This is a genomic window from Pseudomonas sp. NPDC089554, from assembly GCF_050280645.1.
GTDB lineage: Bacteria > Pseudomonadota > Gammaproteobacteria > Pseudomonadales > Pseudomonadaceae > Aquipseudomonas.
On sequence record NZ_JBNNVR010000113.1, the window covers coordinates 1 to 14584 of the forward strand.

The following is a 14584-nucleotide window of genomic DNA, read 5'->3' on the forward strand; positions in this document are numbered from 1 at the left end:
GCTTTTTTCGAACGATTCGGTGATCTGGATGAACTGTGGGAAGAAGGAAATGAAGAAGTCTTCATGTACTCGATGTTCTCGTACGTCCACTTGGCCGGGGCGACGTTGTTCTTCATCGCGGCGTTTTCCGCCGGCATGCCGAAGGCGTCCCAGCCCATCGGCTGCAGGACGTTCTTGCCGAGCATGCGCTGGTAGCGGGCGATAACGTCGCCGATGGTGTAGTTGCGCACGTGGCCCATGTGTAGCTTGCCGCTCGGGTACGGGAACATCGACAGGCAGTAGAAGGTGTCCTTGCCTGGCTGTTCGGTAACAGCGAACGATTGTTGCTCGTCCCAGAAGGTCTGGGCGGCGGCTTCGATTTCACGGGGCTGGTATTGTTCGTGCATGGCTACTTTTTGCTGAGAGGTAAAAGACCCTGTTTCCAGGCAGCGCAACCTCGCTGCGTCCGGCATTGCGGTGTCGTTGGAGTGAACGCCGTAGCATACATGAGCGCCGCGCATCGTGGGAAACCCTGATTGCGAAAGGCGCCGCGCGGGCCGTTGGTCGCGGCGGGCAGCTGCTTTTCGCAGCGGCGCTAAGCTCATCCGTGGGGGAGATATTTTATCTTCAATGAGGTGAACGGATGGGAGAGTCGCAACCAACTGCAAACAAGCCGGAGCTTTACGAACGCCTGATCGACCGCCTGGGCCTGGCACTCGAAGTGGCCAGAACCTCCGTGCGATTGCGCGACGAAATGCCCGCCGAACTGGAGCTGCGCGGTCTGAGCCACGCGGAGTTCCAAGTGATAAAGGCCTACCTGGATACGCTCGGGGAAAGCCGCTACGCCAGTGCTGGTACCTACCAGCAATCGGAGCCCGGCAAGGGCAAGATCGTTTGGCTCAAGGACAGGCAACGTCCGGCTGTCGTATCAAAGTCCAGAACGCAACCTTCCAGATAGCCGTTCAGGATTGGAGGCGTGAGCCAGCTTGCGCCGTTCTTCGTTGCACATCTTGCTGATCGGCACCCGCCACCGACTTGTTGGCCGGTGCCGATCCTCTTACGCTGCACGCCTTCACTGGAGGTGCGCAGATGCCGATCGTGTTCTTCATCAAGCAATGGTTGATGCCGCCAGGTGCGCTGTTCCTGTTGCTGCTGGCTGCCTGGTGGCTGCGTCGGCGGCGCCCGGGCCTGGCTGCGGCCTGCTTCACCTGTGGGCTGGGAGGCCTGTGGCTGATGAGCCTGCCGCTGGTGGTACAGGAGGCGGCGCGCCAGCTCGAGACCGAGGCGCCTTTGGCTACCGGGGAGTGGGCAGGGCTTGGTGCACGTGCCGATGCCATCGTGGTGCTGGGTGCGGGGCGCGAGCGTGGCGATCCGGCTTGGGATGGCCAGGACCAACCCACCGGCGTGGCGCTAGAGCGCATGCGCTATGCAGCGCAATTGGCCAAGGCCTCGGGCTTGCCGGTGCTGACCACGGGCGGGCTGCACTATGGCACGCCGCCCAGCGAGGCGCAGTTGATGGCCGATCGCTTGCAGGTGGATTTCGGTGTGGCGGTGAAGTGGAAGGAAGAGGCCAGCCGCACGACTTGGGAGAACGCACAGCTAAGCGCGCAGTTGGTGCAACCGCAGGGCGTTCGCCGGGTGGTGCTGGTGACCCAGGCTTGGCACATGCAGCGTGCGCGCTGGAGCTTCGAACGCGTGGGTTTCGAGGTGGTGCCGGCGCCGGTGGGGTTTCTTGGTGGGGCGCATGCGCGGCCGTTCGCGGGATTGCTGCCGGAGAGCCGGGCGATGTGGCGAAGTGGGCAGTTGCTCAATGAAGTGGCGGGTTTGGTGGGGTATAGGCTGTTCTACTGACTGTGCCTGTTCCGGCCTCTTCGCCGCACCGCCGCGAAAGCACCCGAACAGGCTGGGCCATCACACCGTCTTGGCAATCCGCCCCGCCAGCAACGCCCAACCCATCAGCAGCACGCAGAGCACCGCCAGCGGCCATGAACGCCATTGCAGGTAAGGCGTCAGTTGCTGCATCGGCACCACCTCGCCATACAGGACCCCCCGCTGGAACTGGGGAATCTGCTCGGTGATCTTGCCGAACGGGTCGATCAGTGCGGTCACGCCGTTATTGGTGGCGCGGATCATCCAACGACCCGCTTCCAGGGCACGCATCTGCGCCATCTGCAGGTGTTGCAGCGGGCCTATGGAGGTACCGAACCAGGTGTCGTTGCTGATGGTCAGCAGCAGGTCACTGCGTGCTGCGAGCCCTGCGGCAAACTCGGGGTAGACCACTTCGTAGCAGATGTACGGCGCAATCTGGTAGCCCTTGGCTTGCAGCAGCGGCTGGTCCTCCGGACCACGGGCGAAGTCCGACATTGGCAGGTTGAAGAACTCGATCACCCCGCGCAGCATGTCCTGCAAGGGGACGTATTCGCCGAACGGCACCAGCTTCTGCTTGAGGTAGGTGCCATCACCTTCGCCGGCCACGGTGATGCCGTTGAAGTAGCGACGCTGCTGGTGCACCACCTCGCGCACCGGTGCACCGGTGATCAGCGCGCTGTTTCGGCTGGCGGCGAAGCTGCCCATCATGTCGATGTAGCCTTGGGCTTGGTCCTTGAATACCGGCACGGCGGTTTCCGGCCAGACCAGCAGGTCGACCGGCTTGGAGCTGAAGCTCATGTCCCGGTACAGGGCCAGCTGGGCATTGATGTGCTCGGGGTTCCACTTCAACTCCTGCTCGACGTTGCCTTGCAGGGCAGCGACGGTCAGTGGGTCTCCCGCCGGACGGGTCCAGGCGTGGCCTTTGAGTGCCAGGCCGATGCCCCATGGCGCCACCAGCAGCAACGCACCAATGGCCAGGAAGGAAGGGCGTGCCCGCAGGCGGTGCAGGTTGCACAGCAAGGCAGCGGACAACGCCAGGGTGAAGGACACCAGCCACACGCCGCCCAGCGGTGCCAGGCCTGCCAGTGGCCCGTCGAGCTGGCTGTAGCCGGCGTACATCCAGGGAAAACCGGTGAGGAACCAGCCGCGGAAGGCTTCCTGCAACAGCCACAGCGCGGCGAAGCACAAGGCGTCAGCCAGTGGCGCTTCGCTGCGGCGCAGCCAACGCGCCCACAGCCAGGCGGGCAGGGCGATGAACCAGGCAAGGCAGGCGAAGAATGCTATCAAAAGCAGGATGGCCAACAGCGGCGAGGCGCCGCCGTAGGTGTTCATGCTGACGTAGATCCACCAGGTGCCGGCGCCATACAGGCCGAAACCGTAGTGCCAGCCGCGCCACAGGGCCTGGCGCGGGCTGAGCTCGCGCAGGCCGAGGTAGAGCACGGCAATGGCCAGCAGCGCGATCGGCCACAGGTCGAACGGCGCCAGGGCCAGGGTGGTCGAGGCGCCGGCCGCCAAGGCCAGCAGGTTACCGGGCCAGCCGGGGCGGGAAATCCAGCGCATGTTCGTCCTTAACGGCTGATCGGTGTCAGGCGCAGCAAGTGTATCCGGCGGCTGTCGGCGTTGAGAATGCGGAAGCGGTAGTCGCCGATCTCGGTGGTCTCGTTGCGTTTGGGCAGGTGACCGAAGGCGCTCATGACCAGGCCGCCAACGGTATCGAACTCATCGTCGGAGAACTCGCTGTCGAAGAACTCGTTGAAGTTCTCGATCGGCGTCAGCGCCTTGACCAGGAAGTCGCCGCTGGGAAGTGGCTTGATGTAGCTGTCTTCCTCGACGTCGTGTTCATCCTCGATGTCGCCGACGATCTGCTCGAGCACGTCCTCAGGTGACCAGGCCCGCCACGCCACCGTACTCGTCGATGACGACGGCCATGTGGTTGTGGTTGGCGCGGAACTCGCGCAGCAGCACGTTGAGGCGCTTGGACTCCGGCACGAAGGTGGCGGGGCGCAGCAGGTCCTTGATGTTGAAGCTGTCGCCGTGCTCTTTGAGGATCAGCGGCAGCAGGTCCTTGGCCAGCAGGATGCCCAGCACATCGTCATGGCTTTCGCCGATCACCGGGTAGCGCGAGTGCGCGGCGTCGATCACCGCCGGCAGGAATTCGCGTGGCGACTGGCTGGCCTTGATGCTCATCATCTGCGAGCGCGGCACCATGATGTCGCGCACCTGCAGGTCGGCGACCTGGATGGCGCCTTCGACGATGGTCAGCGCTTCGCTGTCGAGCAGCTTGTTCTGATGGGCTTCGCGCAGCAGCTCCAGTAGCTCCTGGCGGTTCTTGGGCTCATGGGCAAAAGCCTGGGTCAGCTTACCCAACCAGGACTTTTGCCCGTTGCTCGATCGATCTTCGCTCATGGCGGTTACTCGTGATCCTTGTTGTATCAGTGTGTGAGGGTTTCGGTGTGGTCGTCGGCGTAAGGGTCCGGGTGACCCAGTTCCGCCAGCAATGTTCGTTCCAGCGCTTCCATTTCCTCGGCCTCATCGTCGTCGATGTGGTCGTAGCCGAGCAGGTGCAGGCAGCCGTGGATAACCAGGTGCGCCCAGTGCGCCTCGAGGGCCTTGCCCTGTTCGGCTGCCTCGCGCTCGACCACCGGCACGCAGATGACCAGGTCACCCAGCAGGGGAATGTCGAGCAGCTCGTCAGGCACGTCGGCGGGGAAGGACAGCACGTTGGTCGCGTAGTCCTTGTGCCGGTAGGTGTGGTTCAGCTCTCGGCCTTCGGGTTCGTCGACCAGGCGAATGGTCATTTCCGAGTCGGCTGTGCGCTGGCGCAGGGCCAGTTCGCACCAGCGGCGGAAGGCGGCGTCATCGGGGGCAGGGGCGTCGGTCGCCCGTTGCAGGTCGAGTTCAAGCATCTTTGCTGGGCGCCTCGGGCTTGGCCTGGCGGGCTTCGAAGCGGTCGTAGGCCTCGACGATGCGCTGTACCAGCGGGTGACGCACCACATCCTTGGGCTGGAAGTGGGTGAAGCTGATGCCGGGGACATCCCTGAGCACTTCGATCACGTGGGCCAGGCCCGACTTGGTACCGCGCGGCAGGTCGACCTGGGTGATGTCGCCGGTGATCACCGCGGTGGAGCCGAAGCCGATGCGGGTCAGGAACATCTTCATCTGCTCGAGGGTGGTGTTCTGGCTTTCGTCGAGGATGATGAAGCTGTTGTTCAGGGTGCGGCCACGCATGTAGGCCAGCGGCGCGATCTCGATGACCTGGCGCTCGATCAGCTTGGCCACGTGCTCGAAGCCGAGCATTTCATAGAGTGCGTCGTACAGCGGGCGCAGGTACGGGTCGATCTTCTGGGCCAGGTCGCCGGGCAGGAAGCCGAGCTTTTCGCCCGCCTCGACCGCCGGGCGCACCAGCAGGATGCGGCGCACTTGCTCGCGTTCCAGGGCATCCACGGCGCAGGCCACGGCCAGGTAGGTCTTGCCGGTACCGGCCGGGCCAATGCCGAAGTTGATGTCGTTGGCCAGGATTTCCTTCACGTAGCGCTGCTGGTTGACGCCGCGTGGGCGGATGTTGCCCTTGCGCGTGCGCAGCGAAACGCTGACTTCGTTGACGGCGGGGTTGTCGATGTTCTCGACCGCCGATTCCTGCAGGTACAGGTGGACGGTTTCTGGCGACAGGTCGGTGGCCTTGGTTTCGCGATACAGGCGGCGCAGCAGTTGCTCGGCGGCAGACGTGGTCTTGGCGTCGCCGATCAGTTCGAACTGGTTGCCACGGTTGCGGATCTCGATGGCCAGGCGTTGTTCGATCAGGCGCAAGTGCTCGTCGAACTGGCCGCACAGGTTGGCGAAACGGTGGGCCTCGAAGGGTTCGAGGGTGAAACGATGGGGTTGTATGGGAGCGTTCAAGGTCGTTTTTAGCCGCTCGTCGGCAATGGGAGTGAGTTCAAGAATAACCCTTGAGCGGCGGTGGCGGAAGCACCGAAGCGATCAAGGGTCGATACGGGTTGTCGGCCCCATTTGCAAACGATGAATGAGCGCAGCAACCGGCTAATGGTCGGACCTTGAAGGAGTGTCGCAAAGGAAGTTGACGATTCGATGATGCGTGATGCCCAGGCCGACGCCGGAGAAGTTGGTGCGTCGGGGCTCAGGGAAGTGGCGAGAAGGGCGTGCGACCGTCTGCGCTTTGCAGCTCGAGCAGGTATTTGCGGAAGATCTGGCCCAGCACCTGGGTGGCGTGTTCGAGCTCATCGCGAGGCATTTGCTCGGTGACTTCATCGGCCATGTCCAGCGCTTCCTCGGCACCGTTGACCGCCGCGATCTTCAGCAGGATATAGGCCTGTACGTTGTTGGCCTTCACGCCTTCGCCATGGAAGAACATGCTGCCCAGGCGGTACTGCGCCTGCGCCTGGCCTTGCAACGAGGCCTTGCCGAACCAGTTCAGCGCTTTGTCGAGGTCTTTGGGCGCCTGGCTGCCGGTGTAGTAGAACTCGCCCAGCTCGTATTGCGCCTGGGCATCCCCGCTGCCGGCAACCTCTTCGCAAGCCTTTACGGCGTTTTCCAGCGCTTCTGGTGGGGCATCGAGGGTGCAGCGTCCCGTCGTCGGGATCAGCAACGAGTTACTGCCCTGCGCCAAGGCCAGCAGGGGCTGAAGAAGCAACAGGCAGCCCAGGGTCAGGGCGCGGCCGGTGCGGTTCATGGGGATCGACTTACCTCTGCAAAGCTACGGCCAATGTGTCTGGTGGCACATTATGGGATAAGCAGCGCCTACCTTACAAAGTTTTACTCGAATTTCTGAAAGCGGGGGCCGCGAGGTTAATGCCTGGTGTGTGTGTGGGCCTCTTCGCGGGGCTGCCCGCGAAGAGACCGCTGGCTCACTTCAGCGCCGCGAACGCCCGTTCGGCGGCATCCAGGGTAATGGCCAGCTCCTTGTCGCCATGGGCGATGGAGGTGAAGCCCGCCTCGAATGCGCTCGGCGCCAGGTACACGCCGCCTTCGAGCATCAGGTGGAAGAAGCGCTTGAAGCGCTCGGCATCGCTGGCCATCACGTCATCGAAGGTGACGATGTCGTCGGCACCGCTGAAGTACAGGCCGAACATCGCACCTGCCTGGGTGGTGACGAACGGCACGCCCGCCGCGTCGGCGCGCTGTTGCAGGCCATCGAGCATGCGGCTTGTGAAGGCGCTGAGTTCGTCGTGCAAGCCTGGGCGGCTGATGAGTTTCAGGGTGGTCAGGCCGGCGGCCATGGCCAGCGGGTTGCCCGACAGGGTGCCGGCCTGGTAGACCGGGCCCAGCGGGGCGATGCAGCCCATGATCTCGCGCTTGCCGCCGAAGCAGCCGACCGGCATGCCGCCACCGACGATCTTGCCGAAGGTCGACAGGTCCGGGGTGATGCCGTAGTAGCCCTGGGCGCCGCCCAGCGACACCCGGAAGCCGGTCATCACTTCGTCGAAGATCAGCACCACGCCGTGCTTGTCGCACTGCTCGCGCAGGCCTTCGAGGAAACCTGGCGCCGGCGGCACGCAGTTCATGTTGCCTGCAACCGGCTCGACGATGATGCAGGCGACGGTCTTGCCCACCTCGGCCAGGGTCTTTTCCACCGCCGCGAGGTCGTTGAACGGCAGGGTCAGGGTGTGCTTGGCGAAGTCGGCCGGCACGCCCGCCGAGCTTGGCACGCCTTGGGTCAGCAGGCCGGAGCCAGCCTTGACCAGCAGGCTGTCGGAGTGGCCGTGGTAGCAGCCTTCGAACTTGATGATGGCGTCGCGCCCGGTGTAGCCGCGGGCCAGGCGAATGGCGCTCATGGTCGCCTCGGTGCCGGAGCTGACCATGCGCACCATTTCCATCGACGGCACCAACGAGCAGACCAGGTCGGCCATCTCGGTTTCCATGGCGGTCGGCGCGCCATAGGACAGGCCGTGCTGCAACTGGTTGCGCACCGCGTCGAGCACGTCAGGGTGGCCATGGCCGAGGATCATCGGGCCCCAGGAGCCGACGTAGTCGACGTAGCGCTTGTCGTCTTCATCGACGACGTAGGCACCTTCGGCGTGCTTGAAGAACAGTGGCGTGCCGCCAACGCTCTTGAAGGCGCGTACCGGCGAGTTCACGCCACCGGGGATATGTTTCTGGGCTTGGGCGAAAAGGGCTTCGGAACGGGACATGGGGTCTTCTCTCGAAATCAGGAAGCGAACAGGGCGTTGAAGGCGCGGGCGCGGCGGGTGACGTCCTGCGCGCTGTCGGCACCGAACAGGCCGTGGATCACCGCCAGCAGGTCGGCGCCATGGGCGACCAGCGGGGCGGCGTTGTCGAGGGTGATGCCGCCGATCACGGCGATCGGCAGCTTGACCTGGGCGCGGGCCTGCTCCAGCAGCTCGAGGCTGGCCGCTGGCGCGCCAGGTTTGGTCACGGAATTGAAGAAGCGGCCGAAGGCGACGTAGCTGGCCCCCTCGGCTGCGGCCTGGGCGGCCAGGTCGAGGCTGGCGTGGCAGGTAGAGCCGATGATGGCCTGGCGCCCGAGCAGGGCCCGGGCCGGGGTCAGCGGGCCGTCGGTCTGGCCCAGGTGTACACCAACGCCCAGGCGCGCGGCCAGTTCGGCATCGTCATTGATGATGAGCCGGGTGCCGTAGCGTTCGCACAGGGTTTTCAGCGCCTCGGCCTCACGCAGGCGGCGAGAGGCGTCGTCGCTTTTGTCGCGGTATTGCAACAGGCGCACGCCGCCTTCCAGTGCCGCTTGTACATAGGGCAGGAAACGGCCAGCGAGCAGCTGGCTATCGGTGATCGCGTACAGGCCGCGTAGCTTCATGGTGGCGCCTCGTGTCAGGAGCAGAAGTCCAGGGGGAGCCGACGCGGCACGTACTGGCCCCTGCCCAGTTGTTCCGCATCGCGCAGGGTCCGCCAGGTGTAGTCCAGGGCGCTGCGCACGGCGCTTTGCAGCTGCTCGCCCAGGGCCAGGCGACCGGCCAGGGCGCTGGCCAGGGTGCAGCCCGAGCCGTGGTAGCTGCCGGGCAGGCGCTGGCAGGTCCAGGTGTGCTGCTGGCCATCGCGGCTGTACAGGCGGTTGTGGATTTCTTCCTCGTCGCCATGGCCACCGGTAATCAGCAAGTGCTGGCAGAACGGCAGGAGTTTTTCCGCGCACTCGTCAGCCGTGCCTTGCGGCAGTTCGGCGAGGATGCGTGCCTCGGGCAGGTTCGGCGTGGCGATGGTGGCCCGGGGCAGTAGGCGTTCGCGCAAGGCATAGCCGACCTCGTCCTTACCCAGTCGACCGCCCCCGCCGGCACGCAGCACCGGGTCGCAGACCAGCGGCAGGTGAGGGTGCGCAGCCAGCAGTTCGGCGACGGTGTCGACCATCTCGATCGAGCCGAGCATGCCCAGTTTTACCGCTGCGACCGTGGAGTCGGCCAGCACGGCATTGGCCTGGGCCAGCACCCACTCGCGGTCGAGTACGCGGAAGTCGGAAACGTCGACGGTGTCCTGCACGGTCAGGGCGGTTACCGCAGGTGCGGCGTGGCAACCCTGGGCGATCAGGGCTTCGATATCTGCCTGCAGGCCGGCGCCGCCACTGGGATCGTGGCCGGAGAGACAGAGGACAACGGGGCGGGAGCTGTAGATATTCATGGTCGGCGAGCTTACCACCAAACCTTTTGGCGAGCGCTGAGCACTGCGCGAAAATTCCTGTCCGTATGGTCATGTATATGACTCGGAAATTTCTGAAAGTGCTGTTCTAGAGCTGTTCAAAGTTAATTTAATGTGGCTACTGGCCAGTGCCGGAGGCTATGCTAGATTGCTCTGACAACTCGATAAACGGCCCTGCCGGGCCCGCGTCGCCTCAAAAGGATAGGAGGCAACCGCGACGCGACCGGACAGGCCATGCTGGGGCTGTATGCGCTACTTGCTGATTATGCTGCTGGGCTGCTTGCCCTGGTTCGCCAACGCGGTCGACTTCGACGACGCCACGCGAAAACTTCCGCTGGGCAAGCTGATGCAGGTCCATGAGGATCATGAGGGCAGCGCGACCATCGCCCAGGTCACCGCCCCGGCGTTTGCCGGGCGTTTCCGCCAACATGACCACAGTGTACTCAACGCGGGCTATTCCACCTCGGCGCTGTGGATCAAGCTCGACCTGCGCCTCACTCAGCAGCGTTCGAGCGCGCCGCGTCAATGGCTGCTAGAGCTCGCCTACCCGCCCCTGGATCATGTGGAGTTGTACTTGCCGGACGGGTATGGCGGTTATCGTCTGGCTGTGCGCACAGGCGATACGCTGCCCTACCGTAGTCGGCAGATCTTGCAGAACAACTACCTGTTCGAGCTGCCGCTGGTGCCGGGGCAGGTGATGACCGCCTACCTGCGCCTGCAAAGCGAGGGCTCGTTGCAGGCGCCCCTGACCTTGTGGTCCGCCGATGCCTATATAGAAGAACAACCCACCCGGCTCTACGTGCTGGGCATGATCTACGGCGTGTTGCTGGTGATGCTGGTGTACAACCTGTTCCTCTACCTCAGCGTGCGTGATGTCAGTTACCTCTACTACATCCTCTATATCGCCTCGTTCAGCCTTTACCAGGTGTCGGTCAACGGTGCCGGTGTGGCCTACTTGTGGCCGAACAACCCCTGGTGGGCCAACGCCGCGACGCCGCTTTTCATTGGCGCGGCAGGCCTGTTCGGTTGTCAGTTCGCCCGATATTTCCTGCAGCTTGGCAGGCTCAGTCGCGGTTTCGATCGCCTGTTGATGGGGTTGATGGCCGCCGGGGTGGGCGTGATATTGCTGGCCGTGAGCATGCCCTACGGCCTGGCCTTGCGCATGGCGACGGGCCTGGCCCTGGTGTTCACCGTGGCGATCTTCGCGGCCGGGGTGCTCGCCTGGCTGCGCGGATTGCGGGCGGCACGCTGGTTCATCATCGCCTGGTCGGCATTCCTGGTGGGCGGGCTGGTCAATACCCTGATGGTGCTGGGTTACCTGCCCAATGTGTTTTTCACCATGTATGCCAGCCAGCTGGGTGCGGCGCTCGAGGTGGCGCTGCTATCGCTGGCCATGGCCGATCGTATCAACGGCGTGCGTGAGGAGCAGGCTCGGGCGTTGCGCGACAGTGGCCTGACCCTGGAACAGCTCAACCAGCAGCTGGCGCGCAGCAATCGCCTGAAGGACGACTTCCTCGCCACCGTGACCCATGAACTGCGCACCCCCATGAACGGTGTCATCGGCTCTCTCGAATTGATGCATACCTTGCCCATGTGTGCCGAGCAGGCGCAGTACCAGGGCACCGCCAAGGGCGCGGCGCAGGACATGATGACCATGGTCGACGATATCCTCATCCTCACCGAGCTGCACGCCGGCCGCGTGCGCGCCTACGGTGCGCCGTTCAGCCTGCGTCAACTGCTCCAGGACCTGCGGGTTGAATACAGCGACAAGGCCCAGCACAAAGGCCTGTACCTGAGCCTGGATATTCCCGCCGGCCTGCCCGACCGTCTGGTGGGCGACGCGCAAAAGCTAAAGCGCTGCCTGGCCTGCCTGGTGGACAACGGCCTGAAGTTCACCCACCACGGTGGCGTGATGATCCAGGCCAGGGCGCGCGAGGTCGGGCCGGGCAACCTGGCCCTGGCTCTCACGGTGAGCGACAGCGGTATCGGCTTTGAAGATATCGACCAGGCGATCCTCTACCAGCGTTTCTTCCAGGTCGATGGTTCCATGACCCGGCGTTATGGCGGCCTGGGTATCGGCCTGTCGATTTGCCGGCAACTGGGGGAATTGATCGGCGCCAAGTTGTCCCACGAGTCGACGCGTGGCCTTGGCAGCCGTTTCGAGCTGACACTGAACGTGCCGGTGGCGCCAGAGCAGGCGCACCAGGCCCCGGTAGCCACGACCAACGACCGGGCTCTATGACGGCAGGACTGGCGCTTTTGCCACTTTGACTCCCCGGGAATGAGTGCTTCACTGGGCTTTCCAGGCCCGACCTGACCAGGGAGCCCCTCATGAACCTGCACCAGTACGCCGAAACCCATGAAGTGACCAACCAGCCGCCATCGCTCGATGGCGCCAACCTGTATCGCCTCGACCAGCCCTTGCAAGAGTGGTCGCGCTACTTCGGTGCAGGCTGGGCCGAGTCGCGCATCGACGCCTACGGTGCCCTGGCTGGCGGCCCTTTGATGGCTGCCGGCTTCCTGGCCAATGCCCACAAGCCCACGTTCAGCAGCCATGATCGCTACGGCCATCGCATCGACCTGGTGGAGTTCCACCCGGCCTACCACGAGCTGATGCGCGCTGCGGTCGAGCATGGCCTGCCTTCGCTGCCCTGGGCCGAGCCGCGCCCCGGCGCCCACGTGGCCAGGGCCTCGATGACCTACCTGCACAGCCAGGCCGAAGCTGGCAGCGGGTGCCCCCTGACCATGACCTTCGCCGCCGTGCCAGCCCTTCGCCTGCAACCGGAATTGGCGCAGTACTGGCTGCCCAAGGTCCTGGCCCGTGAATACGACCCGCGCAATGTCGGCGACCGGCACAAGGCCGGGGTCACCCTGGGCATGGCCATGACCGAGAAGCAGGGCGGCACCGACGTGCGCGCCAACACCACGCGGGCCTACCCGGTGGGTGCACCCGGCCCGGGCCAGGCCTATGAGCTGGTGGGGCACAAGTGGTTCTGCTCGGCGCCCATGTGCGACGCCTTCCTTACCCTGGCGCAAACCGAAAAGGGCCTGAGCTGCTTCCTGCTGCCGCGCCATCGCCCGGACGACAACCGTAACCAGTTCTATATCCAGCGCCTGAAGAACAAGCTCGGCAACTGCTCCAACGCCTCCAGCGAGGTGGAATTCCGTGGCGCCCTGGCCTGGATGATCGGTGAGGAAGGGCGCGGCGTGCCGACCATCATCGAGATGGTCGCCATGACCCGCTTCGACTGCATGGTCGGCTCCAGCGCCCTGATGCGCCAGGCCCTGACCCAGGCCGTGCACCACTGCGCACACTGCAAGGTCGGTGGGCGCGTGCTCGGCGAGCAACCGCTGATGCAGAACGTGCTCGCCGACCTGGCCCTGGAAAGCGAGGCCGCGCTGGCCCTGAGCCTGCGCATGGGCCAGGCGCTGGACCAGTTGGACGACCCGCAGCAGGCACATTTCGCCCGCCTGGTGACGGCCGTGGGCAAGTACTGGATCTGCAAGCGCGCCCCGGGAATGATCAACGAGGCCGCCGAATGCCTGGGCGGCGCGGGTTATGTGGAGGACAGCATCCTGCCGCGGCTGTACCGCGAAGCGCCGGTCAACTCCACCTGGGAGGGCTCGGGCAATGTGCAGTGCCTGGACGTGCTGCGCGCATTGTCCAAGGAGCCGGGCGTGCTCGATGCGCTGTTCGCCGAGCTGGGTGACGGCCATGGCGACCCGCGCCTGGCGGCGCATATCGGCAACCTCAAGGACGCTTTCAGCGACACCGAGGACATCCAGTACCGCGCCCGCCAGCTGACCGAGGACATCGCCGTGGCCTTGCAGGCCAAGCTGTTGCTGGAGGCCGGTAATGCCACGGTCAGCGATGCGTTCATCGCCAGCCGGCTGGGCGGTGGCGGGCGGGTGTATGGCGCGTTGCCGCGTGGGGTGGATGTGGCGGCGCTGGTGGCTCGGGCTACGCCTCTGTAATTGCGTTGGCTTCTTCGCGGGCAAGCCCGCTCCTACAGGTTTAGCGGCGCATTTGAAAGCGGCGCTGCCACCTGTAGGAGCGGGCTTGCCCGCGAAGAGGCCGCCACTGACCACCGGGGATGTTTTTAACGATAAAGGCAGGCAAGATGGAAACATCGCATGACCAGAAGACAGGAAGCCCAGCGTGAGCCAAGCGTTTGTAGTCGTTGATACCCCCGAACAGGCCGTCGACCGTCTGGCGGCCCTGCACGAACAGGCCACCGAGGCCCTCAGCCAGGCCCTCAAGCGCTACCTCAAGGACCGCACCGAACCCGACCAGGACCAACGCGCGCTGTTCCGCTACCCGGCCCTGCGCCTGACCTACTACAGCCATGGCGAAGTCGCCGCCACCACCCGCGCCTACGCCAAGGTGCAGGTGGCCGGTACCTACAGCGTCACCGTCACCCAGCCTGCGGCCTTTCGTGGCTACCTGCTGGAGCAACTGCGCCCGTTGATGAGCGACTACACCGTCACCCTCGAGGTCGGCGTCAGCGAGCAGAACATCCCGTACCCCTATGTCGTCGACCAGGGCGACGAGCTGGCCGGCAGCGGCATTACCGCCGCCCAGCTGGCGCGGGTGTTCCCCAGCACCGACCTGTCCGCCGCCACCGACAACATTGCCGACGGCCTTTACGACTGGGGCAACGCCGACACCCTGCCGCTGGCGCTGTTCGATGCCGCCCGTGTGGACTTCTCGCTGCGCCGCCTGGTGCACTACACCGGCAGCGACTGGCGCCACATGCAGCCGTGGATCCTGCTGACCAACTACCACCGCTACGTCGACCAGTTCATTGGCCATGGCCTGGAGCAACTGCGTGACGACCCGCGTTTCGTGCGCATGGTGCTGCCAGGCAACGTGGTGATTGAAAAGGGCATGGACGAGGGCGAAACCCAGGCCCTGGTGGCCAGCGTGGTCTGGCACCGCTACCAGATGCCGGCCTATCACCTGATCGCCGCCGATGGCGACGGCATCACCCTGGTCAACATCGGCGTTGGCCCGTCCAACGCCAAGCAAGGCGTGGTCACCCGCCCGTTCAAGACCCAGTACGGCTGGCACGTGCTCGAAGTACTCGGCCGCCGCGCGACCGACAGCACCGAGCAAGCG

At 64.7% G+C, this 14584-nt stretch carries 13 protein-coding genes and 1 pseudogene; 5 read left to right on the forward strand and 9 right to left on the reverse strand.

Annotation, left to right across the window (positions count from 1 at the left end):
* A partial coding sequence (locus tag ACQKPE_RS23385; protein WP_427669063.1) for a class I tRNA ligase family protein occupies positions 1-386 on the reverse strand: 386 nt, incomplete at its 3' end.
* Between the two features lie 236 nt (positions 387-622).
* Between ACQKPE_RS23385 and ACQKPE_RS23390 the strand changes: the two genes are divergently transcribed.
* Together ACQKPE_RS23390 and ACQKPE_RS23395 are read left to right on the forward strand one after the other, a co-directional pair.
* Positions 623-937: a hypothetical protein gene (locus ACQKPE_RS23390; protein ID WP_427669064.1), complete on the forward strand. Its 315-nt coding sequence runs from the start codon at positions 623-625 to the stop codon at positions 935-937.
* A 131-nt stretch (positions 938-1068) separates the two neighbouring features.
* Positions 1069-1830, forward strand: a complete 762-nt coding sequence (locus ACQKPE_RS23395) for a YdcF family protein (RefSeq protein WP_427669065.1) — start codon at positions 1069-1071, stop codon at positions 1828-1830.
* A gap of 60 nt (positions 1831-1890) precedes the next feature.
* On the opposite strand, the gene lnt is transcribed toward ACQKPE_RS23395, so the two are convergent.
* The 8 genes and pseudogenes from lnt to ACQKPE_RS23435 all read right to left on the reverse strand — a co-directional run bounded on the left by lnt (position 1891) and on the right by ACQKPE_RS23435 (position 9447).
* On the reverse strand, positions 1891-3408 hold the full coding sequence (lnt, locus tag ACQKPE_RS23400) for an apolipoprotein N-acyltransferase (RefSeq protein ID WP_427669066.1): 1518 nt from the start codon (positions 3406-3408) through the stop codon (positions 1891-1893).
* A gap of 8 nt (positions 3409-3416) precedes the next feature.
* Positions 3417-4254 (reverse strand): annotated as a pseudogene (locus tag ACQKPE_RS23405) (HlyC/CorC family transporter).
* A gap of 26 nt (positions 4255-4280) precedes the next feature.
* Positions 4281-4754 carry an rRNA maturation RNase YbeY gene (ybeY, locus tag ACQKPE_RS23410; protein ID WP_427669067.1) on the reverse strand — a complete coding sequence of 158 codons (474 nt, stop codon included), beginning with the start codon at positions 4752-4754 and terminating at the stop codon, positions 4281-4283.
* Positions 4747-5745: a PhoH family protein gene (locus tag ACQKPE_RS23415; protein WP_427669068.1), complete on the reverse strand. Its 999-nt coding sequence runs from the start codon at positions 5743-5745 to the stop codon at positions 4747-4749. The genes ybeY and ACQKPE_RS23415 overlap by 8 nt, the downstream gene beginning before the upstream one ends.
* Before the next feature lie 238 nt (positions 5746-5983).
* Positions 5984-6535, reverse strand: a complete 552-nt coding sequence (locus ACQKPE_RS23420; protein ID WP_427669069.1) for a tetratricopeptide repeat protein — start codon at positions 6533-6535, stop codon at positions 5984-5986.
* A 175-nt stretch (positions 6536-6710) separates the two neighbouring features.
* Complete coding sequence (gene hemL, locus ACQKPE_RS23425) at positions 6711-7994, reverse strand: glutamate-1-semialdehyde 2,1-aminomutase (RefSeq protein WP_427669070.1); 1284 nt, start codon at positions 7992-7994, stop codon at positions 6711-6713.
* Between the two features lie 17 nt (positions 7995-8011).
* Positions 8012-8635, reverse strand: a complete 624-nt coding sequence (thiE, locus tag ACQKPE_RS23430; RefSeq protein ID WP_427669071.1) for a thiamine phosphate synthase — start codon at positions 8633-8635, stop codon at positions 8012-8014.
* A 14-nt stretch (positions 8636-8649) separates the two neighbouring features.
* Positions 8650-9447 carry a hydroxymethylpyrimidine/phosphomethylpyrimidine kinase gene (locus ACQKPE_RS23435; RefSeq protein ID WP_427669072.1) on the reverse strand — a complete coding sequence of 266 codons (798 nt, stop codon included), beginning with the start codon at positions 9445-9447 and terminating at the stop codon, positions 8650-8652.
* Between the two features lie 265 nt (positions 9448-9712).
* Here ACQKPE_RS23435 and ACQKPE_RS23440 point away from each other — a divergent pair, with 265 nt between their 5' ends.
* The 3 genes from ACQKPE_RS23440 to amn form a co-directional block, all read left to right on the forward strand.
* Positions 9713-11707 carry a sensor histidine kinase gene (locus ACQKPE_RS23440; RefSeq protein WP_427669073.1) on the forward strand — a complete coding sequence of 665 codons (1995 nt, stop codon included), beginning with the start codon at positions 9713-9715 and terminating at the stop codon, positions 11705-11707.
* A gap of 89 nt (positions 11708-11796) precedes the next feature.
* Positions 11797-13440, forward strand: coding sequence for an acyl-CoA dehydrogenase family protein (locus ACQKPE_RS23445; RefSeq protein ID WP_427669074.1), 1644 nt, complete (start codon positions 11797-11799; stop codon positions 13438-13440).
* Between the two features lie 184 nt (positions 13441-13624).
* Positions 13625-14584, forward strand: a 960-nt coding sequence (gene amn, locus ACQKPE_RS23450) for an AMP nucleosidase (RefSeq protein WP_427669075.1), incomplete at its 3' end; no start/stop codon positions are given.